Origin of the sequence: Nocardioides rotundus (genome assembly GCF_019931675.1) — a bacterium.
GTDB classification, from domain to species: Bacteria; Actinomycetota; Actinomycetes; order Propionibacteriales; family Nocardioidaceae; genus Nocardioides; species Nocardioides rotundus.
Genome location: NZ_CP082922.1, coordinates 2,450,739 through 2,474,672, shown reverse-complemented (window position 1 = coordinate 2,474,672; position 23,934 = coordinate 2,450,739). Strand labels below are relative to the sequence as shown.

At 74.1% G+C, this 23,934-nt stretch carries 19 protein-coding genes; 15 read left to right on the top strand and 4 right to left on the bottom strand.

The window, feature by feature from the left end; genetic code table 11:
• The first annotated feature begins 76 nt into the window (after positions 1 to 76).
• Complete coding sequence (locus K8W59_RS12240) at positions 77 to 3,121, top strand: FG-GAP-like repeat-containing protein (protein ID WP_223394211.1); 3,045 nt, start codon at positions 77 to 79, stop codon at positions 3,119 to 3,121.
• On the opposite strand, the gene K8W59_RS12235 is transcribed toward K8W59_RS12240, so the two are convergent.
• Positions 3,103 to 3,834 (bottom strand): TIGR03089 family protein, encoded by a 732-nt coding sequence (locus tag K8W59_RS12235; RefSeq protein ID WP_223394209.1) that lies wholly within the window; start codon positions 3,832 to 3,834, stop codon positions 3,103 to 3,105. The two genes, K8W59_RS12240 and K8W59_RS12235, sit on opposite strands and share 19 nt — an antisense overlap.
• 40 nt (positions 3,835 to 3,874) lie before the next feature.
• On the opposite strand from K8W59_RS12235, the gene K8W59_RS12230 reads away from it, so the two are divergent.
• On the top strand, positions 3,875 to 4,939 hold the full coding sequence (locus tag K8W59_RS12230) for a mannose-1-phosphate guanylyltransferase (RefSeq protein WP_223394207.1): 1,065 nt from the start codon (positions 3,875 to 3,877) through the stop codon (positions 4,937 to 4,939).
• Here the strand turns inward: K8W59_RS12230 and cofE are convergent.
• Both cofE and cofD read right to left on the bottom strand, forming a co-directional pair.
• A complete protein-coding gene (cofE, locus tag K8W59_RS12225) occupies positions 4,879 to 5,868 on the bottom strand; it encodes a coenzyme F420-0:L-glutamate ligase (protein WP_223394205.1) in 990 nt (329 codons plus the stop codon). The genes K8W59_RS12230 and cofE overlap by 61 nt on opposite strands.
• Positions 5,865 to 6,884: a 2-phospho-L-lactate transferase gene (gene cofD, locus K8W59_RS12220; RefSeq protein WP_223394203.1), complete on the bottom strand. Its 1,020-nt coding sequence runs from the start codon at positions 6,882 to 6,884 to the stop codon at positions 5,865 to 5,867. Before cofD ends, cofE begins: the two co-directional genes overlap by 4 nt.
• Before the next feature lie 174 nt (positions 6,885 to 7,058).
• On the opposite strand from cofD, the gene K8W59_RS12215 reads away from it, so the two are divergent.
• The 4 genes from K8W59_RS12215 to K8W59_RS12200 all read left to right on the top strand — a co-directional run bounded on the left by K8W59_RS12215 (position 7,059) and on the right by K8W59_RS12200 (position 13,220).
• Positions 7,059 to 7,313 (top strand): WhiB family transcriptional regulator, encoded by a 255-nt coding sequence (locus K8W59_RS12215; protein ID WP_223394201.1) that lies wholly within the window; start codon positions 7,059 to 7,061, stop codon positions 7,311 to 7,313.
• A gap of 67 nt (positions 7,314 to 7,380) precedes the next feature.
• A complete protein-coding gene (locus K8W59_RS12210) occupies positions 7,381 to 10,245 on the top strand; it encodes a glycosyltransferase family 2 protein (protein ID WP_223394199.1) in 2,865 nt (954 codons plus the stop codon).
• Complete coding sequence (locus K8W59_RS12205) at positions 10,242 to 11,615, top strand: DUF5719 family protein (protein WP_223394197.1); 1,374 nt, start codon at positions 10,242 to 10,244, stop codon at positions 11,613 to 11,615. The genes K8W59_RS12210 and K8W59_RS12205 overlap by 4 nt, the downstream gene beginning before the upstream one ends.
• Positions 11,616 to 11,903: 288 nt before the next feature.
• Positions 11,904 to 13,220 carry an HNH endonuclease signature motif containing protein gene (locus tag K8W59_RS12200; protein WP_223394195.1) on the top strand — a complete coding sequence of 439 codons (1,317 nt, stop codon included), beginning with the start codon at positions 11,904 to 11,906 and terminating at the stop codon, positions 13,218 to 13,220.
• Positions 13,221 to 13,592: 372 nt separating this feature from the next.
• On the opposite strand, the gene K8W59_RS12195 is transcribed toward K8W59_RS12200, so the two are convergent.
• Entirely contained in the window at positions 13,593 to 14,048 is a 456-nt protein-coding gene (locus K8W59_RS12195) for a metallopeptidase family protein (RefSeq protein WP_223394193.1), read from the bottom strand.
• Between the two features lie 48 nt (positions 14,049 to 14,096).
• Between K8W59_RS12195 and K8W59_RS12190 the strand changes: the two genes are divergently transcribed.
• The 9 genes from K8W59_RS12190 to K8W59_RS12150 all read left to right on the top strand — a co-directional run bounded on the left by K8W59_RS12190 (position 14,097) and on the right by K8W59_RS12150 (position 23,878).
• Positions 14,097 to 14,456: a DUF3499 domain-containing protein gene (locus K8W59_RS12190; protein WP_223394191.1), complete on the top strand. Its 360-nt coding sequence runs from the start codon at positions 14,097 to 14,099 to the stop codon at positions 14,454 to 14,456.
• Between the two features lie 14 nt (positions 14,457 to 14,470).
• Positions 14,471 to 15,844: a phosphomannomutase/phosphoglucomutase gene (locus K8W59_RS12185; protein ID WP_223394189.1), complete on the top strand. Its 1,374-nt coding sequence runs from the start codon at positions 14,471 to 14,473 to the stop codon at positions 15,842 to 15,844.
• Positions 15,841 to 16,008: a Trm112 family protein gene (locus tag K8W59_RS12180; RefSeq protein ID WP_223394187.1), complete on the top strand. Its 168-nt coding sequence runs from the start codon at positions 15,841 to 15,843 to the stop codon at positions 16,006 to 16,008. Before K8W59_RS12185 ends, K8W59_RS12180 begins: the two co-directional genes overlap by 4 nt.
• A gap of 11 nt (positions 16,009 to 16,019) precedes the next feature.
• Positions 16,020 to 17,042: an SIS domain-containing protein gene (locus K8W59_RS12175; protein WP_223394185.1), complete on the top strand. Its 1,023-nt coding sequence runs from the start codon at positions 16,020 to 16,022 to the stop codon at positions 17,040 to 17,042.
• Between the two features lie 181 nt (positions 17,043 to 17,223).
• Positions 17,224 to 18,237: a DUF808 domain-containing protein gene (locus tag K8W59_RS12170; RefSeq protein WP_223394183.1), complete on the top strand. Its 1,014-nt coding sequence runs from the start codon at positions 17,224 to 17,226 to the stop codon at positions 18,235 to 18,237.
• 85 nt (positions 18,238 to 18,322) lie between these two features.
• A complete protein-coding gene (gene ahcY / locus K8W59_RS12165) occupies positions 18,323 to 19,765 on the top strand; it encodes an adenosylhomocysteinase (RefSeq protein WP_223394181.1) in 1,443 nt (480 codons plus the stop codon).
• Between the two features lie 65 nt (positions 19,766 to 19,830).
• Positions 19,831 to 20,529 (top strand): MtrAB system response regulator MtrA, encoded by a 699-nt coding sequence (gene mtrA, locus K8W59_RS12160; protein WP_223394179.1) that lies wholly within the window; start codon positions 19,831 to 19,833, stop codon positions 20,527 to 20,529.
• 8 nt (positions 20,530 to 20,537) lie between these two features.
• Complete coding sequence (mtrB, locus tag K8W59_RS12155) at positions 20,538 to 22,145, top strand: MtrAB system histidine kinase MtrB (RefSeq protein ID WP_223394177.1); 1,608 nt, start codon at positions 20,538 to 20,540, stop codon at positions 22,143 to 22,145.
• Positions 22,142 to 23,878: an LpqB family beta-propeller domain-containing protein gene (locus K8W59_RS12150; RefSeq protein ID WP_223394175.1), complete on the top strand. Its 1,737-nt coding sequence runs from the start codon at positions 22,142 to 22,144 to the stop codon at positions 23,876 to 23,878. Before mtrB ends, K8W59_RS12150 begins: the two co-directional genes overlap by 4 nt.
• The last annotated feature ends 56 nt before the right edge of the window (positions 23,879 to 23,934 follow it).

The following is a 23,934-nucleotide window of genomic DNA, read 5'->3' as shown; positions in this document are numbered from 1 at the left end:
TTCCTTGCGCTGACCCCTGTGACTGATGTGAAACTTGCTACTCCTGTGACTACTTCCCCCACATGGAGTTGCTCGTATGTCGCCCTTCCGCAGCCGCTACGTGACCGCGTGCCAGCAGTTCCTGGTGCTCGGCACGGTGCTGGTCGCCCTGACGCCGGCGGCCTCCGTCGTCCGACTCGACCTGGCGCAGCCCAGCCAGCCCGTGCCCGGCGCGGGTGCCGGCGTAGCGCCCAGCCCCGCCGAGACGCGGGACCGCGCCGCGGCGCGTGAGGACGCGCAGGCTCCGCAGGAGAGCGGCCCGCGGGAGGCGACCGCGGCCCCCGCGCCCGACGCCGCCCCTGCCCGGGTGCCGGAGCGCAACGTCGCGCCGCAGGTCACCGAGGTCGCGCTGACCAGTGCGGGCGGGGAGGCCCGCAACAGCGAGCCGAAGGAGACCGCACCCGAGCCGGACGCCTCTGGTGAGGGCATGACCCCCGACTCCCTGGGGCCGCGTCCCGCGGAGCCGGAGGCGACCGCCGGCCCGGAGCCCTCGGAGGAGGCGACCGGGGACGTGCTGGTCAGCGAGCCGCAGCCGGTGACCGGCTACGGCACGGTCGGCATCACCTGGCGCTCCGGGGTGGACGTCCCGGCCGGCGCCATGACCTTCGAGGTGCGCTCCCTCAAGGACGGCCGCTGGTCGGTCTGGCAGCCCATCGAGTACCAGGACGAGCACGGGCCCGCGAAGCAGGAGCTCGGTGACGACGTCCGCCCGGGCACCGATCCGGTGGTGGTGGGCGACGTCGACGAGGTCCAGGTGCGGGTGAGCACCGACGGCGCCCGGATCCCCGACGACATGTCCCTCGCCGTGGTGGACCCCGGCACGGACGGGGCCACCGCGACGGAGCCGCCCGCGATCGACACCGGCGCGGACGACCCGGCGACCACGCCGCAGGCCGGTGGCACCGGCGAGGCCCCCGGCTCCGACGTCGCCGCCGACGGCGACGAGAGCGCCGCCGGCACCGACAGCGACGGCGCCCTGGCGCTGCGCGCCACCGAGTTCACCCCCAAGCCGCAGATCTTCTCCCGCGCACAGTGGGGGGCCGACGAGAGCCTGCGCGACGGGTCGCCGAGCTACTACGAGATCCAGGGCGGGTTCGTCCATCACACGGTGAACAGCAACGACTACACCCGCGATCAGGTGCCCTCGATCATCCGCGGCATCTACGCCTACCACACCCGCTCGCGCGGCTGGAGCGACATCGGCTACAACTTCCTGGTCGACCGCTTCGGCCGGATCTGGGAGGGGCGCGCCGGGGGCGTCGACCGTCCGGTGGTGGGGGCGCACACCCTCGGCTACAACGACTACGCCTTCGCCATGTCGGCGATCGGCAACTTCGACACCGCCCGGCCCTCCGAGGAGATGCTGCGGGCCTACGGCCGGCTGATGGGCTGGAAGCTGTCGCTGCACGGCGTGGACGCCGCGTCGACCTCCCAGCGCATCGGCGACCGCACGTTCCCGGCGATCAACGGCCACCGCGACGCGGGCTCGACCGCCTGCCCGGGGCGCTACCTCTACGCCCAGCTGCCAGCGATCCGTCGCTACGCCAAGGCCGCCCAGAGGTCCTGGGCCGGCCGGCAGCTGGAGTCGAACCTGGCCTCGACCGCCTTCCCCGACATCGTCGTACGTCGCAAGAGCGACGGCCGGGCGTTCGTGCTGCCGACCGGCGGCCTGCTCTCGCTCGGCACTCCGCAGAAGGTGCTCACCGGGCTCGACCTCCGCGAGGTCGTCGCCACCCCGGACGTCACCGGCGACAAGACCGGCGACGTGCTGCTCCGGATGGGCGACGGGTCCGTGCAGGTCCGCTCCGGTGACGGCAAGGGCGGCTTCGGCGCCCCGGTGCGCACCCTCGGCGTCTTCAAGGGCTACGAGAAGATCACCGCGGTCGGCGACCTCAACGGGGACGGCAGGAACGATCTGGTCGGGCGCCAAGCCGGCGGGAACCGGCTGGTGGTCTTCCTGGGCGACGGCGACGGCACCTTCCGGACGGTCCTCAAGGGGACCGGATGGGGCGGCTACGACCTGATCTCCGGCGTCGGCGACGTCACCGGCGACGGCCGGCCCGACGTCGTGGTCCGCGAGGGCGGCGTCCTGACCCTGCGGCCCGGGATCGCCGGCAGCACCTTCGGTGCCGACAACGCGCGCCGGATCCCCGGCAGCTACGGCGGCTACGACACCGTGGTCGGCGGCGGCGACTGGAACGGCGACCGCACCGCGGACCTGGTGCTGCGCTCGAAGGCCTCCGGCGCCACCACGGTCCTGCCGGGCCGCGGCGACGGCACCTTCGGCCGGGCGCTGGGCCCGATGAGCCGGGCCGCCGGGCTGAGCTCGCTCAGCACCGCCCAGGTGACCGGGTCCCCGGAGCTCGACCTGGTCGGCCGGTCCGGGTCCTCCGTGGTCGTGGTGCCCAACCGCGGACGCTTCGACACCCGAGCGCCGATCGACACCGGCCTCACGCTCGGCTGGGCCGACACCGTGCTCCGCGTCGGCGACTGGGACCGGGACGGCAAGGGCGACCTGGTCGCCCGCAGTGCCGACACCGGCACGCTGTACCTCTTCCGCGGCCTCGGCGGCGGGAAGTTCGCCGACCGGCGAGTGCTGGCCAAGGGCTTCGGCTCGGTGCGCCTGTTGACCGCGGCCGGCGACTTCGACGGCGATGGCTGGCCGGACCTGCTCGGGCAGCCCACGGGCGGGGCCATGCGGCTCTACTCCGGCGGCGGGCTGTCGGGGATCGAGTCCAGCGTCGTGGCGCGGAGCGCCCGCACCGCCTCCAGCCAGATCGGCATCGGGCGCTGGGACTCCGACGGTGCCCCGGACACGCTGCTGCGCAAGGGCGACCGGCTGGTGTGGATGCGCGGCAACGGTCCCGGCGGGCTCACGGGTGGCGAGACCGACCTCGGGATCGACCTGAGCCGCTACGACTGGGTGCTCGGCGTCTCCGACATGACCGGCAGCGCGCACCCCGACGTGATCGTCCGGGAGCGGGCCACGGGCTACCTCTGGATGCTGCCCGGGACCCAGGGCGGCTTCGGGCCGCGGCGGTTCCTGGCCGAGGGGATGGGGGCCTACTCCAGCGCCGGCTGACCTCCGGAGCCGGTGACGCGCTCGTCGTCCCGGATCCGCTGCAGCTGCTCCCGGTCCGCGTTCACCGCGAGGACCAGGGAGCCGGACCGGGCCAACGGCCCGGTGAAGGAGCCGAGCCCGGACGGGGAAGCCGGGTTCGACTCCGCCAGGAGGCGGTCGCCGTGGGCCAGCGGGCTCGCGGCGGCCGCCTCCCACAGCTGGTCGTGGGTCTGCCCGGTGACCGCGAGGTCGTCGCCGAGCGGCGGGTCCCAGGGCGTGAAGGCGTCGGGCTGGCCCCAGATCTCCACTCCGATGTCCACGATCCCGCCACCGGGCGGGGTCGGGAAGCGGACGCCGAGGGGCAGCAGCGCGCTGGCCAGCACCGGGAGGCGGTCCGCGAGGTCGCCGTACCTCTCCACCCCGTCGGGGCCGCACACGACCGCGTCCGCGCTGTTGGCCTCCTCACCCGGCCAGACGACCTCGAGCCCCACCGTCCAGGCGGCCCCGAGGAACACCGGGCCGAGCCAGTGCGTCGGGAGGTCGACGAGCAGCCGCTGGCCGCGCTCGAGGCCGGACTCGTCGGCGAGGAGCGAGGCGCCCTTGGCCACCCAGTTGGCGTACGTCGCCACCGACAGCTCGGTGCGCTCGCCGGACGCGGAGTCGTAGAACGTCACCAGCGGGCGTCCCGGGTCCGCACGCAGCAGGGGCTGGAGGATGTCGTGGAAGACCGGCACCCGGCCCAGGCTACGGGGCGCCCGGGATAGCCTGCGCGGTATGGACGACTTCTGGGCCGTCGTACCCGCCGGCGGGTCCGGGACCCGGCTCTGGCCGCTGTCGCGCCGGGCGCGGCCGAAGTTCCTCCTCGACCTGACCGGCTCCGGCCGGACCCTGCTGCAGGCGACCGTGGACCGGCTGGAGCCGCTCACCGGGGACCGGGTGGTGGTGGTGACCGGTGCGGCGCACCGCGAGGCCGTGCTCGACCAGCTCCCCGTGCTGGATCCCGCCGACGTGCTGGCCGAGCCGTCGCCGCGGGACTCCATGGCGGCGATCGGGCTGGCGGCGGCCGTCCTCGAGCGGCGCGACCCCGACACCGTGCTGGGCTCCTTCGCCGCGGACCACGTGATCGCCGACCCGGACGCCTTCCGGGCCGCCGTGAACGCGGGTGCGGCGGCCGCGCGGGCCGGCTGGCTGGTGACGATCGGGATCGCCCCCACCCACCCGGCGACCGGGTTCGGCTACGTCCGGGTGGGTGAGCTGCTCCCGGACCTCCCGGGCGTGCATCGCGCGGAGGCGTTCGTGGAGAAGCCGTCGGCCGACGTCGCCCGGGAGTATGTCGCCGGCGGGGACCACCGCTGGAACGCCGGCATGTTCCTGGCCCGCCCCGGTGTCCTGCTCGACCTGCTGGCCGAGCAGGATCCCGACTTCGCCGCCGACCTGCGCCGCATCGCCGCCGACCCCGCGCTCCTGGAGGAGATCTGGCCGCGCCTGCCCAGGATCGCGGTGGACCATGCCGTGGCGGAGCCGGCGGCGGCCGCCGGCCGGGTGGCCGTGGTCCCGGCCGACCTCGGCTGGGACGACGTCGGCGACTTCGCCTCGCTGGGAACGGTGGCCGGGGAAGCGGGGCTGACCGTCGTGGGAGACCCGGCGCAGGTGCGCTCGGTGGACGCCTCCGGGCTGGTCGTCGCCGACGGGTCGCGGGTCGTGGCCGTCGTCGGGCTGGACGACGTGGTCGTGGTGGACACCCCGGACGCCCTGCTCGTCACCACCGCGGCGCGGGCTCAGGACGTGCGCCGGATCGTCACCGAGCTCGGCGACGAGGGGCGCGACGAGCTGCTCTGAGGCTGCTCCGGCACCGGCTCCCAGCCGTGGGCGAAGCAGATCGCGGCGAGGCCGGGCAGGTGGTCGGCGGGCACCTCGACCGTGAGCTGCTCCGCGGTGCTGTCGGCCACGCGGAGGCTGTGGTCGCCCACGACCGCTCGGAGGGCCAGCAGCAGGTCCTCCTCGGAAGCGGGAGCGCCGAAGACGGCCCGGTCCTCGGGCCGCCCCGTCAGCGCACGCACGACCGCCTCCCGGGCGCCGAGCCCGAACATGTCGGCGCCCTCCGGCCGCACCAGCGCGGCCGCGCCGGGGCCGTCCTCTCCGGCGGGCAGGACCAGGTCCGCGCGGCCACGCACGCGCGCGACCGGCCGACCGCCCAGCTTGCCCTCCGCCAGCTCGGCGGCCGAGGCCAGCTCGTCGGCCACCGCCGGGCGGGTGACGGCCAGCTCGTTGCCGTAGCCGTCGCGCCGGCCGGCGTACTCCTCCATCACCGTCAGGCCCGCGGCGCCGATGGCGATGTCGACCTGGCCCTCGCGCCACGCCCGCCCGGCCGTGTCGGTGATCAGGACCGCCACCGTCCGTCCGGTCGCCTCCTGCAGCCCCGCCCGCAGCCGGCGCGCGGAGGCGTCGGGGTCGCGGGGGAGGACGAGGTGCCGCCCGGCCGGCACGTTCGAGGCGTCCACGCCGGCCGCGGCCAGCGTGAGGCCGTGCCGGGTCCGCACGATCCGGGTGGCCCCGCGGCGGGCGACCACCCGATCGGTCTCCTCGTCCACGGCATCCTGACGGTCGCCGCGGCGCAGCAGCCCCTCGGCCTTGCTGACGATCTTGCTCGTCACCACCACGATGTCGCCGTCGGCCAGGTCGAGCGCGTCCGCGATCAGCCGGACCAGGTCGGTCCGCGCGTCGACCTCGCCGATCCCGCCGGGGGCGAGCACCTCCAGCCGGCTCATGCCCGCCCGAGCTCCACGGCGGCGGCGGCCATGGCGGCGGTCGCCGCGTCGTCGCTCATCATGAGGGGTACGGCGCGACAGGCGATCGAGGCGTCCTCGACCCGGGCCACCTCGGCGGCGTCCTGCTCGTCGACCAGCCAGCCGTCCAGCACCCCGCCGGCGCTGCGGGCGCCGTAGTGCCGGGCCACCCCGGCGGCGCTGACCTCGACCCCGATGCCGGTCAGCAGCTGCTCGGCCATGCCCCGGACGTGCCGGCCGCCGACGATGGGGGAGATGCCGACGACCGGCGCCGGGCTGCTCTGGATCGCCTCGCGGATGCCGGGGACGCCCAGGATCGTGCCCACGGAGACGACCGGGTTCGACGGCGGCAGCAGCACCAGGTCGGTGTCGGTCAGGGCCTCCACCACGCCCGGCGCGGGCGTGGACCTGTCCAGGCCGACGACCACGACGGTCTCGGCGGGGACCTCGGCGTGCAGCCGGACCCAGTACTCCTGGAAGTGCACGACCCGGCTGCCGCTGGGGGAGTCGGGGTCCGGGATCGCGACGTGCGTCTCGACCCGGTCGTCGGTCATCGGCAGGAGGCGCACCCCCGGCTGCCAGCGCTCGCACAGCGCCCGGGTGACGTCGGAGAGCGGGTAGCCCGCGTCCAGCAGCTGGGTGCGCACCAGATGGGTCGCCAGGTCGCGGTCTCCCAGCCCGAACCAGGACGGCTCGACGCCGTACGCGGCCAGCTCCTCCTTGGCGTGCCAGGTCTCGTCCTTGCGCCCCCACCCGCGCTCGGTGTCGATGCCGTCGCCCAGGGTGTACATCACCGTGTCCAGGTCCGGGCAGACCTTCAGCCCGTGGATCCACCAGTCGTCGGCGGTGTTGGCGACCACGGTGATCTCGGCGTCGGCGGCGACGCCCGGGAGGGTCTGCTCGCGGATGCCGTGACGGAGCCCGCGGAGGAACGTCGCGCCGCCGACCCCGCCGGACAGGACGGTGATCCGACGCATGGGAGGGGTGCCTTCGGTCATGGCGAAAGACTGCACCAGCACCTCATATCACGGCGCGTGTGGGGGGCCCATACCAGATCCGGGCTTGACTTTCGGTGTACGACAGGCATGTAATTCCCACAGTGTTCTTCCCCAGGCTCGGGCTCCGGCCACGGGCTGCGTGGGAGACGAACGAGGGTCGAAAGGGCGAAGGCTGTGAGAGAGCTATTTCTTGTAGAGCCGGACGCTGACGAGGTCGGGTGGCAGGACCGGGCGCTGTGTGCGCAGACGGATCCGGAGGCGTTCTTCCCCGAGAAGGGCGGCTCGACCCGGGAGGCGAAGAAGGTGTGCCTCACCTGTGAGGTGCGCGAGGACTGCCTGGAGTATGCGCTGATGAACGACGAGCGATTCGGCATCTGGGGCGGTCTGTCCGAGCGTGAGCGCCGCAAGCTGAAGAAGCGCGCGGTCTGAGGCGTACGGCGGGGTCCGGCGGCGAATCGGCGCCGGACCCGGCCCGCTTGTAGGCTTCCGCGGCGTGATGGTCACGGCGCTCCTGGTCTCCCATGGCGGCGCCCGGTGGCTCCCCGCGGTCCTGGACGGGCTGGCCTCCCAGTCCCAACCGGTCGACCGTACGGTCGCGGTCGACACCGGCCGCGACGCCGACACCCTCCAGCAGCTGGCCGCCTCCCCGGTGATCGACCGGGTGGTCGAGGCGCCGCGCGACACCCCGTTCGGCACTGCCGTCCGCGACGGGCTCGCCGCCCTGGAGCCCGCCGGCGAGGACGAGTGGGTCTGGATCCTCCACGACGACGCCACCCCCGCCCACGACGCCCTCGAGCAGCTGCTCGCCACGGCCGAGCAGCACCCGGAGGCGGTGGTCCTGGGGCCGAAGCTGCGCGAGTGGCCCTCGCTGCGGCGGCTGCTCGAGCTCGGCGTGACGATCTCCGGCACCGGCCGGCGCGAGACCGGCCTGGAGCGGGGGGAGTACGACCAGGGCCAGCACGACGAGGTCCGCCGCGTCCTCGCGGTGAACACCGCCGGGATGCTGGTCCGGCGTCGCGTCCTGGACGAGCTGGACGGCTTCGACGACGAGCTCCCCGTCTTCGGCAACGACCTCGACTTCGGCTGGCGGGCCGCGCGGGCGGGGCACACGACCGTGGTGGCACCGGCCGCGGTGGTCTTCCATGCCGAGGCGGCCCACCGCGGGCTGCGCCGTACGCCGCTCACGGGGCGGCACACTCACTACCAGGAGCGCCGTGCGGCGCTGTGGACGCTCCTGGCCAACACCCCCGGCTGGCGCGCTCCGCTCCTCGCGGTGCGCCTGGTCATCGGCTCGGTGCTGCGGGCCCTCGGGCTGTTGCTGATCCGGTCGGTCGGCCCGGCGATGGACGAGCTGGCCGCGCTCGGCGCGGTGCTGGGCCGCCCCGGCCGGCTCCTGGCCGCGCGCCGGGTCCGGCGCGAGCGGGCGAGCGTCGCGGATCGCGAGGTCCGGCCGCTGCTGCCGCGCTGGTGGGTGCCCTACCGGCACGGCCTGGACGCCGTCGTCGACTTCGGCACCGCCCTCACCGGTCAGGCCCAGGACGTGGCCGAGCGACGCCGCGCGGCGGCCCTACGCTCCGACCTCGGCACGCCGACCCGGCCGGAGCGGGAGCGGCGCGAGCTGCTCGACGACGAGGACGAGCTAGCCCCCGACAGCGGATGGCTGGTGGCGCTGCTGACCAGCCCCGTGGCGATCGGGCTCACCGTGTTCCTCGTGCTGGTGGCGATCGCCACCCGGGACGCCTGGGGTGCCGTCTCCGGAGGCGCGCTGCCACCGGCGCCCGCGGGCGTGGGGGACTGGTGGCGCCTGCACACCGAGGACTGGCACCCGATCGAGCTCGGCAGCGATGTGGCGGCGCCGGCGTACCTCCCGGTCCTCGCCGGTCTCGGCCTGCTCCTGGGCGGGAGCGCCCAGGCAGCCGTCGGCGTGCTGATGGTGCTCTCCTTCCCGGTCGCGCTCTGGGGCGCGTGGCGCCTGCTGCGGGTCGCGGGTCACCTCGCCACCCCGCTCGGGGCGCCGCGTTGGCTGCTCGGCTGGGGCGCGATGACCTATGCGCTGGTGCCCGCCGTGAGCGGCGCCTGGGGCGAGGGGCGGTACGGCGTCGTCGCGGCGGCCGCCCTCCTCCCCTGGCTGGCCCACGCAGGGCTCGGCCTGGCCGACCCCGAGGCCGACCGCCGGTGGCGCGCGGGCTGGCGCACCGGCGTGCTCCTCGCGGTCGTCACCGCGTTCGCGCCCGTCGCGTGGCCGCTGGCGGTGCTGCTGGTCGTGGTCCTGCTGGCCGCGGGTGCCGCGTTGGCCCGCGACGCGGTGTGGCAGCGCTCGGTCGTGGGGCCGGTGCTCGCCGCCCTCGGCACCTCGGCCGCGCTGCTCCTTCCCTGGTGGCTGCCGCTTTTGGTGCGCGGTCACGCCGGCGGCCTGCTGCTCGACCCCGGGCTGCTGCCGGTGGCATCGCTGGACTCCCTGGACCTCGTCACGGGCGTGGTCGGAGACCTCGCGGCGCCGTTCTGGCCGGGCCTCGTGGTGGCCCTGCTGGCCGTGGCGGCCCTGGTTCCCGTGGCCACCCGGATCCCGGTCCTGGTGTGCTGGCTGGTGGCCCTGGTGGCGGCCGTGGCGGCGCTGCTCCTCTCCGTCGTGGAGCTGCCGCTGGGCGGCGGCACGACCCGCCCGGGGTTGGCGCTGGTCGCCGTACTCCTCCAGGGGCTGGCCGTCGTCGCCGTGGTGATCGCGGGCGCCGCCCCGTCCCGTCGCCTGGTCCGCGGGTCCGCACCCCGGGTCGCCGGCGCCATCGCGGGCGTCGCCCTGCTGCTGGTGCCGCTCTCCGGCCTGGTGTGGTTCGCGGCGTTCGCCGACGACGAGCTGGGCCCGACCGGCGACCAGGGGATCCCCGCCTACATGGAGCAGAGCGCCGACCTCGGTCCCCAGCACGGGATCGTCGTCCTCTCCGGCTCGCTCGCCGACGGGCTCGACTACGTCGTCCGGCGCGGTGACGGGCCGACCGTGGGTGAGCCGGAGATCGCCGCGCTGACCGCGCCGGAGCCGCGGCTCACCGAGACGATGGGCGCGCTGCTGAGCCGCCCGACGCCCGCGGTCGCGCGCTCGCTGGCCGGCGAGGGGATCGAGTACGTCGTCCTCAGCAGCCCGGCCGACCCGCGGGTCGCGGCGGTCCTGGACACCGCCCCGGGCCTGGTCCGGGCCGGTACGGCGGACCGGACCATGCGCGCGTGGCAGGTGACCGCCCCGTTGTCGGCCGAGTCGCTGGCCGCTCCGGGGTCGTCGTACCGCGTCGTCCTGGTGATCGTCCAGGGCCTCGCGCTCGTGGTCGCGCTGGTGCTGTGCGCCCCGAGTCGGAGGGAGGCCGCGTGAGCACATCGACCCACCGCGCCGCGGGCGAGCGGGTCTCGCTGACCGTGGTCCTCGCCGTCCTGCTGCCGTTGCTGACCGTCGGTGGCCTCCTGCTCGTCCGGCCGGCGAGCACGGAGGTCCCCTCGCCGGCGCCGCCCGACGTCCGGCCGCTCACCCGCGCGGACGTCGCGTGCCCGGCGGCGATCCCCGGAACCGGGGCGGTCCGGGCGATGACGACGACGGACGCGAGCGGGCGGCTCGAGGTGCGTCGCGCCGGGCGTGCCCCGGCGACCCGGGTGCCGGTGCGCCCGGGTCGAGTCGGGACCGTGCGGGTGCCCGAGCCGGCGCTGGTGACCGGACGCGACTCGGTGGCTCCCGGGCTGCTCGGGACCCGGGCCGGCGGCAGCCCGGTCGCGGCCACCTCCTGCCCCGCTCCTGCCGGTGAGCAGTGGTTCAGCGGCCTCGGCGGCCAGTTCGAGCACCGGTCGGTGGTCGAGCTGGTGAACCCTGACCGGGGTACCGCGGTCGCCGATCTGACCGTGCACACCGCGCGTGGCGCGGTCCGGTCCCCGCAGCTGCGGGGGATCAGCGTCCCCGGGGGCGGGGTGCGCCGGGTCGACCTGGCCCGGGTGCTCCCCCGGACGGGCCTGATGTCGGCGCAGGTGGTCGTCTCCCGCGGCCGGCTGTCGGTCGCAGTGGCCGACGAGCTGTCCCCGGTCGGCTCGGGTGGCCTGCGCGACTGGATCCCCGCGACGGCCGGGCCCTCGCGGTCCTCGCTGCTGATGGGGCTGGTGCCGGGGGCGGGGGAGCGGACGCTTCTGGTCACCAACCCCGGCGACGACGAGGTCCGTGCCCGGGTGGAGGTGGTGACGGCGAGGAGCACGTTCACGCCGACCGGTGCCGAGGAGGTTCGGGTCGCCCCCGGCTCGGTCACCGCGGTGCGCCTGCCGGACGTCGAGGCGCAGGTGCGCCGCGGGGCTCTCGGGCTCCGTGTGACCGGCACGGGTCCTCTCGTGGCCGGGCTGCGGCAGGTGGTGGACGGCGACCTGTCCCATCTCGCACCCGCCCCGCGATTCTCCGGCCGGGCGGCCGCGGCCCTGCCGGGCGGTCCTGCGCGGGTCGTGCTCGGCGGCGCGTCGGGGGAGGCGTCCGCGTCGGTGGTGGCCCGGTCCGCCGACGGGGCCGTGGTCGCTCGCCGGCGGCTGTCCGTGGGGCCGGACCGGGCGGTCTCGTGGTCGCTGCCGGCGCGAGCGACGTCGGTGCAGGTCTCGGTCTCGGGCTCGCCGGTCTCCGGCGTGGTCGCCCTCGGCGGCCGGGGGCACGCGGTCCTGCCGCTGGTCGCGCCCCCCGTCACCGGCGAGGTCCCGGCCGTCCGCCCCGCGCTGCGCTGATCCGAGGTCGCTGGTCAGCTTGCGGTGGTCGAGCCTGTCGAGACCAGGTCTCCGTCCGGGTCGAGCTGCCTTCGGTGGTCGAGCCGCTTGCGGTGGTCGAGCTTGTCGAGACCACGGCCGGCCTTCGGTGGTCGAGCCCGTCGAGACCACCTGTGATCGGTGGTCGAGCTTGTCGAGACCACGGGCCTGGCGTGGTTTGACGCCTGTTACCTGATCGTGACCCGGATGGGTGTGGATGAGGGTCGTTGGCCGGGTGGGAGTGTCGGTGGCGCCTGGAAGAGTCCGGGTATGTCGACCAAGCCGCTGCATCCGAGCCACCCGGTGGCCGCTGCGGTCGCGCGCATCGAGACCGAACTCACGCAGGCGGCCGGGGTGCCGGTGTGGTCCATGGGCGCGGGCGAGGCCGGGGAGGTGTTGGAGGCGTTGACCCGGGCCCGGGCGCAGACCGATGCGCTGTTGTTGCGGGTGCTGCGTCACGCCGATTCGGTGGAGACCGGCCTGGCCTCGGGGGCGACGTCGACGACGAACTGGTGGGCCCACCGGATGCGGATGGTCCGCCGCGACGCGCACGCCCTGCGCCGGCTCGCGACCCAGGTCGAGGCCCACCCCGAGGTCGCCGAGGCGTTGGAGTCGGGGCGGATCCTGACCGACCAGGCCCGCGCGATCACCGACGCCCTGGAGCAGGTGCCGGAGGATGCTGAGCCGTGGGTGCTGCCCGCCGCCACGGAACGGATGCTGGACCTGGCGGCCGATCACGACGCCAAAGACCTGCGGGTGCTGGGGCGGCGGCTGTTGGAGGTGATCGACCCCGCGACCGCGGACGCCGAAGAAGCCCGACGACTCGAGGCCGAAGAACGCGCCGCACGGGAGCGGGTCGGGTTCGGGATCCGGGACTCCGGTGACGGCACGATGCGGGGCTGGTTCACCCTCCCGGTCGCGCAGGGGGAGATGCTGCGCCGGCAGGTCCACGCCATCGCCTGGTCCAAGCACACCCACCCCACTACGACGGTGGCCGAGCAGACCAACGCCGCCGCGGCCGATGCCGACGCTGTGGACGGTGCGGTCGACCCGGTCCAGGCCCAGCGGCACCGGCCGCTGTCGCGCACGGGACTGGGTGAGGCGTTCTGCGAGCTGATCGAGTCCCGTCCCGCCGACACCCTCCCCACCTCCGGCGGGATCTCCGCGACCGTCGTGGTGACCATGGAGCTGGACACCCTGCTGGGCGGGTTGAAGGCAGCGTCCCTGGACACCGGGTCCAAGATCACCGCCGGCCAAGCCCGGCGCCTGGCCTGTGAGGCCGGGATCATCCCGATCGTCCTCGGCGGACCCTCGGTGGTGTTGGACATGGGCCGCCGGCGCCGGTTCCACACCCCCGCGCAACGGATCGCGATGGGTGTCCGCGACGGCGGCTGCTCCGCCGCGGGCTGCGACATGCCCGCCGACAAGTGCCAGGCCCATCATGAGACACCGTGGTCGAAGGGCGGCTCCACCAGCGTGAAGGACGGCAGGTTCTACTGCCCCTCTCACCACCAGATGATCCACGACCCCGCGTTCCAGCACCACCTCGACAAACACGGCAAAGTCCGCTTCTCCCGACGCACGTGAGCAGCCACCTGCCGACGAAGACTGGTCTCGACAAGCTCGACCACCGAGAGTGCTGGATGGTCTCGACAAGCTCGACCACCGAGAGTGCTGGGTGGTCTCGACAAGCTCGACCACCGGCAGGCCTGGGTGGTCTCGACAAGCTCGACCACCGATACTCCGGCTCGACCAGTGAGGGAGCCGCCCCTGGGGTGAAGACCTCCCGGTCATGTGCAGAAATGCACCCGCGCAGGCCGGAACGCGGTGCAGTACCCCGGGTCGTGGTCGATTCTTCACGCGAGCCCGGGGTCTCGACCAGCTCGACCACCGATGAGTCCAGCCGACCACCGAGGGAGCCGCCCGCGGGGAAGGCACCGGTCGCCCCTGGGGAGGCGGTCAGTCCGCGTCGCCGTACCGGTCGTCGACGTCCTCGGGCGGCACGCCCAGCAGCTCGGCGACCTGCTCGACGACGACGGTGAGCACCAGCCCCTCCAGCTCCTCGCGGCTCGCGGCGCGCTGCTCGATCGGGCGGCGGAAGAGCACGATGCGGTGCGGGTCGGCGCCGCCGCGGCGCACGAGGGACGCGAGCGGCACACTGACCGACTCCCAGTCCTCGGGCAGCTGGGGCGTGTCCTCGACGCCGTACTCCACCAGGCCCAGTCTGTCGGCCCAGCGGTCCTCGATCTCGGCGACGACGGTGACCACCAGGTCGTCGAACCGCTGACGCGCCGTACGTCGCTCCGGCCGCCCCGGGACCCGGGGGAGCACCCCCGGACCGCGCATGCCCCGCCCGTGACGATCCCGTCGGCGACGGCCCGCCGGGGCCGAGGAGAGCGACTGCGGCGACTGCATTCCGCGAGCCTAACCGGGGCGTGAGGAGGCGCGGGGTACCGTCGCCGCGTGAGTCCCGTCCGTCGCTGTTCGCGCACCGCGTGCACCCGCGCGGCGGTGATGACCCTGACCTACGTCTACGCCGACCAGACCGCCGTGGTCGGGCCGCTCGCCACGCACGCCGAGCCGCACGCCTACGACCTCTGCGACGTGCACAGCGAGCGCCTGTCGGCCCCGCGCGGGTGGGAGGTCCTCCGCCTGGCCCCCGACCCGGCGGCCGCGGGGCCCAGCCCCGACGACCTGGTGGCCCTGGCCGACGCCGTACGCGAGGCCGGCCGGCCGGCGCCGCAGCCCGAGGCCCAGCCCGAGCCCGCGTCGGTGCGCGAGGGCGCCCGCCGGGGACACCTGCGAGCGCTGTCCTCGGACTGACTAGGCTGCTCGGCATGCCGCCGACCGCCCTGCACGACCCGGCCGCCCTGGCCCAGGTGTTCAAGGCCTACGACGTCCGCGGGCGCGTGCCCGAGCAGCTCGACGTCGACCTGGTCCGCCGGATCGGCGCGGCCTTCGTCGCGACCACCGGCGCGACCGACGTGGTCGTGGGCCACGACATGCGCACCAGCTCGCCGGGCCTGGCGGCCGCCTTCGCCGAGGGCGCGAGCCGGGCCGGTGCCGACGTGGTCGAGATCGGTCTGGCCTCGACCGACGAGCTCTACTTCGCCTCGGGGGCGTTGGACCGGGCGGGAGCGATGGTGACCGCCAGCCACAACCCGGCGGCCTACAACGGGCTCAAGCTGTGCCACCCGGGCGCCCGGCCGGTCGGGACCGACACGGGGCTCACCGAGATCCGCGACCTGGTGGCCTCCGGGGACGAGCCGACGGCCGAGGAGCCGGGCGTCCGGAGCCGCCGCGACCTCCTGGAGGAGTACGCCGACCGCCTGCTCGCCCTCGCCCCGGTCTCCGGCCGGCCGCTGACGGTGGTCGTGGACGCCGGCAACGGGATGGCCGGCCTGACCGCGCCCGCGGTGCTCGGCCGGATCGAGGACCTGCAGGTCGTGCCGATGTACTTCGAGCTCGACGGCACGTTCCCCCACCACGAGGCCAACCCGATCGAGCCGGCGAACCTCCGCGACCTCCGGGAGCGGGTGGTCGCCGAGGGCGCCGACATCGGCCTGGCCTTCGACGGCGACGCCGACCGCTGCTTCCTCGTCGACGAGCGGGGCGAGCCGGTGTCGCCGTCCGCCCTCACCTCGCTGATCGCCGCCCGGGAGCTGGCCCGCGAGCCCGGCGCGACGATCATCCACAACCTGATCTCCAGCCGCGCGGTGCCCGAGCTGGTCGGCGAGCTCGGCGGTCGCCCGGTCCGTACACGCGTCGGGCATTCGTTCATCAAGGCCACGATGGCCCAGGAGAACGCCGTCTTCGGCGGCGAGCACAGCGGGCACTTCTACTTCCGCGACTTCTGGTACGCCGACTCCGGGATGCTCGCGGCGCTGCACGCGCTCGCCGCGCTCGCCGGGGCCGACGTACCCCTCTCGAGGCTGGTGGACCGCTACACGCCGTACGCCGCCAGCGGTGAGATCAACTCCACCGTCGAGGACCGGGAGCGGGTGCTGACCGCGCTGCGCAACCATCTCGACGGCGAGGGCGTCACGGTCGACGAGCTCGACGGGACCACGTTCACCCACGCGGACTGGTGGGTCAACGTGCGCCCCTCCAACACCGAACCGCTGCTCCGGCTCAACGTCGAGGGCAGGGACACCGCCACCATGGAGCGACTCCGCGACGAGTCGCTCGCGATCATCAGGAGCCAGCCGTGAACATCGACCCCGCCCTCATGGAGATCATCGTCTGCCCGGCGTGCCGGTCCGACCTCCGACCGCTCGCCGAGGAGCTGGAGTGCACCGGCTGCGGGCGCATCTACCCGGTGCGGGACGAGGTCATCCCGGTGCTGCTGGTCGACGAGGCGCGTACGCCGGCCTGAGGGGGTCTCCGGTGACCTGGTTCGACGAGTCCCGACTGGACGACCCTGGTGCGCTCGCCACGGTCGACGTACGTCTGCGCACCCTGGCCGAGTCGGGCGCGCGGGTCCGTCGCGAGGCGGGGGAGGCGGCCTCGGCCATCGCCACCGCGGTCGCGGACGGTCAGCAGCGTCCGCGCGCGGTCGTCGCCGCCGGCCCCGACTCCCGCCTGCTGCGGGCGGTCCTCGAGCCGTGGTGCCCGGTGCCGTTCGTGGCCTGGCCCGGCGCCGGGCTGCCGGGCTGGGCCGGTGGGATGGACCTAGTGGTGATCCTCGCGCCGCAGGGCTCCGACACCGGCTCGGCGTCCGCTGCCGCGGAGGCCGTCCGCCGCGGCTGCCAGCTGGTCGTGGCCGCGCCGCCCGCCTCGCTGGTCGCCGAGCATGCGGCGGGGCGGTGGACCACGCTGCTGCCGGCCACGACCGGCGACCAGCTCGCCACGGCCGTGGTGATGCTGGACTACCTGGACCGGGTGGACCTCGGCCCGCGGGTGGACCCCGAGGAGGTCGCCACGGCGCTGGACCAGGTCGCCATCGGCTGCTCGCCGCACCGGGACCTGTCGGTGAACCCGGGCAAGATGCTGGCGATCGCGCTCGCCGACGCGCTCCCCGTGGTGTGGGGCGGCTCGGTCCTGGCCGCCCGCGCGGCTCGCCGGGTCGCGGAGTCCTTCCGGCGCTCGACCGGCCGGTCCGCGATCGCCGGCGACGCGGACAACCTGCTGCCGGTGCTGCGGGCGACGCCGCGCCGCGACGTGTTCGAGGACCCCTTCGCCGACCCGCCTGCCGAGCAGCGCCCGGTGCTCGTGGTGCTCGACGACCAGCACGAGGACGCGCTCGTGCGGGAGAGCACCGGCCGCCTGCGCGCCGCCGCCGCGGAGCAGGGGGTGCGCGTCGAGACCGTCGAGACCGACGCCACGACCGAGGTGGGTCGCTACGCCTCGCTCCTGCTGAGCGGCACCTGGGCGGCCGAGTACCTCGCCCTCGGTCTGGTCGAGGACTGAACCCCCCAACCCAGCCGAGTCGGCGCTTGTTGACGCCGAGTCGGCGTTAATTGACGCCGACTCGGGGTGAAGTAGCGCCGACTCGGGGTGAAGTAGCGCCGACTCGGGGAGAACAAGCGCCGACTCGCGGTTAGGGTGGTGCCGATCGCCCGCCGTACCCCCTCACGCACAGGAGCCCGCCATGGCCGGAGGACTCTTCGCCCTGCTCGACGACGTGGCCGCCCTGGCGCGGATCACCGCGGCCTCCATCGACGACGTGGGCGCGGCGGCGGGCCGGGCGAGCGCGAAGGCCGCGGGCGTGGTCGTCGACGACACGGCGGTGACGCCGCAGTACATGGAGGGCTCGCCGGCGCAGCGCGAGCTGCCCATCATCAAGCAGATCGCCATCGGCTCGCTGCGCAACAAGCTGCTCTTCATCCTCCCGGTGGCGCTGCTGCTGGCCCAGTTCGCGCCGTGGCTCCTGCCGATCCTGCTGATCTTCGGCGGAACCTTCCTGGCCTACGAGGGCGCGGAGAAGGTCTGGGAGAAGGTCAGCGGCCACGAGAAGAAGCCGGAGGAGGACGCCGACGCGAAGGGGGAGTTCACCCCCGAGCACGAGAAGCGCACGGTCGCCGGCGCGATCCGCACCGACTTCATCCTCTCCGCGGAGATCATGGTGATCGCGCTGAAGGAGGTCGTCGACTCCTCGCCCGACGCCGGCTTCATCATGCGCGCGGTCATCCTCGCGGTGGTGGCCGTCTTCATCACCCTGGTCGTCTACGGCGCGGTGGCGCTCCTGGTGAAGATGGACGACGTCGGCGTCTCGCTGGCCCAGCGGCCCTCCGCCGGCGCCCAGCGGGTCGGCACCGCCCTGGTCGCCGCGATGCCGAAGGTGTTGGCCGCGATCTCGATCATCGGCACGGCCGCGATGCTCTGGGTCGGTGGTCACATCCTGCTGATCAGCCTCGACGAGCTGGGCGGCAGCGTCAGCGGGACGTTCGCCGAGATCCTCAAGGCGCCGTACGGCGTCGTCCACCACTGGGAGCTCCTGGTGCACGACGCGGTCGGTGGATGGCTGGGCACCACGCTGGGATGGGTCGTCAACACCCTGGCCTCGGCGGTCGTCGGCCTGGTCGTGGGCGGGATCGTCGTGGCGGTCATGCACGCCCTGCCGTTCGGGAAGGGCGCGAAGAGCGAGGCCTCCGCCGCCCACTGAGGGCGCGCGAGGATTCCGCGATCGGTCGACCCCGGTCCTACGCTTCTGGGACAGACGAGCCACAGCAACTCCGAAGGAAGCGTCGATGGACCACAAGGTCAAGGATCTGAGCCTGGCGGCCTTCGGCCGCACCGAGATCGAGCTGGCCGAGCACGAGATGCCCGGCCTGATGGCGATGCGGGAGCGGTACGGCGACTCCCAGCCGCTCAAGGGCGCCCGGATCGCCGGCTCGCTGCACATGACGATCCAGACCGCCGTCCTGATCGAGACGCTGGTCGCGCTCGGTGCCGAGGTCCGGTGGGCCTCCTGCAACATCTTCTCCACCCAGGACCACGCCGCCGCCGCGATCGTCGTCGGCCGCGACGGCACTCCCGAGGACCCCCGGGGCGTCCCGGTCTTCGCGTGGAAGGGCGAGACGCTGGAGGAGTACTGGTGGTGCACCCAGCAGATCCTCGACTGGCCCGGTGAGGGCCCCAACATGATCCTCGACGACGGCGGCGACGCCACGCTCCTGGTGCACCTGGGCGTGGAGGCCGAGAAGTCCGGCCAGGCGCCGGACCCCGCCACCGCCGGCTCCGCCGAGGAGCGGGTGATCTTCGAGGCCCTGCAGGCGTCCCTGGCCGCGTCCCCGGACCGGTTCACCCAGATCGCGGGCGACATCAAGGGCGTCACCGAGGAGACCACCACCGGCGTGCACCGGCTCTACGACATGATGAAGGACGGCTCGCTGCTGTTCCCGGCCATCAACGTCAACGACTCGGTCACCAAGTCCAAGTTCGACAACAAGTACGGCTGCCGGCACAGCCTGGTCGACGGCATCAACCGCGCCACCGACGTCCTCATCGGCGGCAAGGTCGCGGTCGTCTGCGGGTACGGCGACGTCGGCAAGGGCTGCGCGGAGAGCCTGCGCGGCCAGGGCGCCCGGGTGATCGTCACCGAGATCGACCCGATCTGCGCGCTGCAGGCAGCGATGGACGGCTACCAGGTCGACACCCTGGAGAACGTCCTCGGCTACGCCGACATCGTCATCACCGCGACCGGCAACAAGGACGTCGTCACCGCCGACCAGATGAGCCGGATGAAGCAGAACGCGATCGTCGGCAACATCGGCCATTTCGACAACGAGATCGACATGGCGGGGTTGGAGTCCTGGGAGGGCATCGAGCGCAAGAACGTCAAGCCGCAGGTGGACCTGTTCACCTTCCCCGGCGACGGCGAGCGCCCCGGCACCTCGGTGATCATCCTGTCCGAGGGCCGGCTGATGAACCTCGGCAACGCGACCGGTCACCCCTCCTTCGTGATGTCGAACTCCTTCACCAACCAGGTGCTCGCGCAGATCGAGCTCTTCACCAAGCCCGAGGAGTACCCCGTCGGCGTCTACGTGCTGCCCAAGCACCTCGACGAGGAGGTCGCCCGGCTGCACCTGGGCAGCCTCGGCGTGCGGCTCACCGAGCTGACGCCCGGCCAGGCGTCGTACCTCGGTGTGCCCGTCGACGGCCCCTACAAGCCGGAGCAGTACCGCTACTGACACGACGGACACCCCGCGCGACGGTGGCGCGGGCTGCCCGTGCGTGCGAGTGGCAGGATGACCGCATGAGTTCGCCGGATATCGCGTCGAAGGGCCGGGTGCTCGTCGTCGACGACGATGCGCCGCTCTCGGAGATGCTGGGCATCGTGCTGCGCCAGGAGGGCTTCGACTCCCGGTCGGTGCTGCGCGGGGACGAGGCGCTCGACGCGTTCCGCGACTACCGGCCCGACCTGGTGCTCCTGGACCTGATGCTGCCCGGTAAGGACGGCATCGACGTGTGCAAGGAGATCCGCGCGGAGTCCGGTGTGCCGATCGTGATGCTGACCGCGAAGGGCGACACCGTCGACGTGGTCGTGGGCCTGGAGTCGGGCGCCGACGACTACGTCGTCAAGCCGTTCAAGCCCAAGGAGCTGGTGGCCCGCATCCGCGCGCGCGTACGCCGGCACGAGACGCCGCCGTCGGAGTCGCTCACGATCGGGGACGTGTCCATCGACGTCGCCGGGCACGAGGTCACTCGCGGCGGTGAACGGATCGGGCTGACGCCTCTCGAGTTCGACCTGCTGGTGTGCCTGGCGCGCAAGCCGTGGCAGGTCTTCACCCGCGAGGTGCTGCTCGAGGAGGTCTGGGGCTACCGCCACGCGGCGGACACCCGCCTGGTCAACGTCCACGTGCAGCGCCTGCGGTCCAAGATCGAGCACGACCCGGAGAACCCCGAGGTCGTCGTGACGGTGCGGGGGGTCGGCTACAAGGCCGGCCAGTCCTGAGCCGCGCCATGTCGACCGCCGCGGACCCAGCCATCGGGCGGTCCGGCCTGCGCCGGGCGGCGATGTTCTGGCGGCGCTCGATCCAGGCCCGGGTGGTGGCCAGCACGGTGGTCCTGTCCCTCGTGGTCGGCGCGGTGGTCGGTTGGGTGCTGCTGCAGCGCACGACGGACGGACTGCTCGACGCCCGGGTGCGCACGGTGGTGCGGGAGGCCAACTCCGAGACGGCGGCCGCCAGGGACGCCCTGGACGCGGTGCCCTACGCCGAGTCCAACCTCTACGTCCAGCGGCAGGAGCTGATGGAGCCGATCAAGGAGCGGGGCCTGGCCCGAGGCTTCGCGGTCGCGCTGGCCGGTCCCGTGGAGGACGGTACGTCGGGCTCGCCGTGCCAGGTCTGCACCCCGGGCCTGGACCTGGAGTCGATCCCGCAGCGGCTGCGGGCGCAGTTCGACGAGGCCAACGTGACGCACTGGACCTACACCCGCATCCGCAGCGACGGCCCGGGTCTGCCGGTGGCCACCGGGCCGGGGGTGGTGGTCGGCTCCCAGCTGCGTCTGCCCGCCGACGGCAAGACGTACACGATCTACTACCTGTTCTCCCTGGAGCAGGAGGAGGAGACCCTCTCCACCGTCACCAACGCGCTGTTGACCGCGGGCACGCTGCTGCTCCTCCTCGTGACCGGCGTGACCTGGCTGGTCACCCAGCAGGTGGTCACGCCCGTGCGGCTCGCCCGCCGGGTGGCAGAGCGCCTGGCCGCGGGCCAGCTGCAGGAACGACTCCGCGTGCGGGGCGAGGACGACCTGGCCCGACTGGCCACCTCTTTCAACCAGATGGCCTCGAACCTGCAGCGGCAGATCCGGCAGCTGGAGGAGCTCAGCCGGGTCCAGCGCCGGTTCGTCTCCGACGTCTCCCACGAGCTGCGCACGCCGCTGACGACCGTCCGGATGGCCGGCGACCTGCTGCACGACTCCCGCAGCCGGTTCGACCCGGCGACGGCCCGGGCCGCCGAGCTGCTGCAGACCGAGCTGGACCGCTTCGAGGTGCTGTTGGCCGACCTGCTGGAGATCAGCCGCTTCGACGCCGGCGCGGCCGTCCTCGACGTCGTGGACGTGGACCTCGCCGACGTGGCTCGCCGGGTGGTGGAGTCCACCGAGCCCTTGGCGGTGCGCCGTGACACCCGGGTCGTCGTCCACGATCCCGGTACGCCGGTGGTCGCCGAGGCCGACATCCGCCGGGTGGAGCGGATCGTCCGCAACCTGATCACCAACGCCATCGACCATGCGGAGTCCCGGGAGATCCAGGTGTGGCTGGGCGGCGACGACGAGGCTGCGGCGGTCGCGGTCCGCGACCACGGGGTGGGCCTGGCCGCGGGCGAGGCGGCGATGGTCTTCAACCGCTTCTGGCGCGCCGACCCGGCCCGGGCCCGGACCAGCGGCGGTACGGGGCTCGGGCTCTCGATCGCCCTGGAGGACACCCATCTGCACGGCGGGTGGCTGCAGGCGTGGGGCCGTCCGGGAGAGGGCTCCCAGTTCCGGCTGACCCTGCCCCGGCATGTCGGCCAGCCGCTGCGACAGAGTCCTCTGCCGCTGGTCCCCGACGATGCAAGGGAGGCGTCGTGAGCCGACGAGTCGCCCAGGTGACCGCGCTATGGGCCGTCCTCCTCCTCGCGGCCGGATGCGTGCGACTGCCCGACGACGGGCCGGTCGTCGCGGCCGCGCCGGCCGACCCCAGCCCGTCGGACGAGCAGCTGCTCGACTTCGACCCGCCGATGCCGCGGGACGGCGCCGAGCCGCAGGAGGTGGTGGACTCGTTCATGACCGCGATGATGGCGGCGCCGATCGGCACCTCGGTCGCACGCGAGCACCTGACCGCCGAGGCGGCCCGCAGCTGGGACCCCGCCACGACCCTGGTCTACTCCTCCGTGGCCTACTCCAGCGGACCGGACGGGGTGCAGGCCGTGCTGAGCGACGCCGTACGGATCGACCGGCGGGGAGCATGGCAGGGGGCGCTGTCGCCGCGGCGGAGCCGGATCGACTTCTCCTTGACCGTGGAGGACGGTCAGTGGCGGATCAGCGAGCTGCCGGACGCGCGGATCGTGAACAAGACGTTCTTCGACAACCGCTACGACCGGGCGACGGTGCACTGGTTCGACCCCTCCGGCCAGGTGCTGGTGCCCGAGCCCGTCTACGTCCCCCAGGGCGAGGGCATGCCCTCGGCGCTGGTCCGCAGCCTGCTGCTCGGGCCGCCGCCGCAGCTGCGCGGCGTGGTGCGCAGCTACCTGCCTCCCCGGCTGGAGTCCTCGGGGGTGCCGGTGAACGCGGCCGGGGAGGCCGACGTGCGCCTCTCCACGCCGTTCCCCCCGCTGCCCGCGGAGGACCTCGACCGGGCCCGGTCCCAGCTGGCCCGGACGCTGCGGGAGATCCCCACCATCGACTCCTTCCAGATCTCCACGCCACAGGGGACGGTGCGCACCCCGGGCGGCGGCTCGGGCACCTGGGTCGGGGAGGGCGGCGAGTTCGACCCGACGACCGGTCCGGGGTCGACCATGCTCTACGCCCTGGTCGAGGGGCGCCTGGCCTCGGGAGGGCGCGGCGGTCTCGCCCCCGTGACGGGCGTTCCCGGCCGGGAGCCGACGGGCTGGCGCTCCTTCGCCGTCGAGCCGGGCGGGCGACGCGTGGCGGGGGTCGACCGGCGCTCCGGGACCACCGTCGAGCTGGCCGGCGTGCGCACCCGAGGCAGCGAGCCGGTGCGGGTCGTCGAGGACGCCGTCGACCTGATGCGGCCCGGCTGGGACGCGCTCGGCGGCCTGTGGCTGGTGGACCGGCGCGCCGGAGGGGCCGCGGTCCTGCTCGTCCAGGACGGCCGCGTGCGGCAGGTGGAGGTCCCCGGGGTCTCCGGCCGCAGCGTGCGCGCGTTCCGGGTGTCTCCGGACGGCTCGAGGTTCGTGGCGCTGGTGCGGGGGAGCCGCGGCGACCGGCTCGTGCTCTCCCGCGTGGTGCGGGACGGCGCGGGGCGGGTCCAGCGACTCGACGCCGCAGAGAAGGTGCCGGTCGGGACCGACGTCCCGGTGCGGATGCGGGACCTGGCATGGAGCAGCCCGACCTCGGTGCGCGTGCTCTTCGCGACCACCGGCGAGGTCTCGCAGGTGCGGGAGGTCTCCCTCGACGGCTCCACCGGCCTGGGTGCACCCCTCTCGACGGTCAACGGCCGGATGCACCGGCTGGTCGGCTGGCCCGACCCGGCCGTGCCGAGCTTCGCCGTCCGCTCCGACCAGGTCGCCGGGCTGGACGGGGCGCAGGCCCCGTCGCTGCCGGAGGGCACCGCTCGGCTCACCCTGACCTACGCCGGGTGAGGGTTCTCCACAGGAGCGTCCACGGCCCTTGCGGCGGCCGGCCGGCGAGCCTTGCA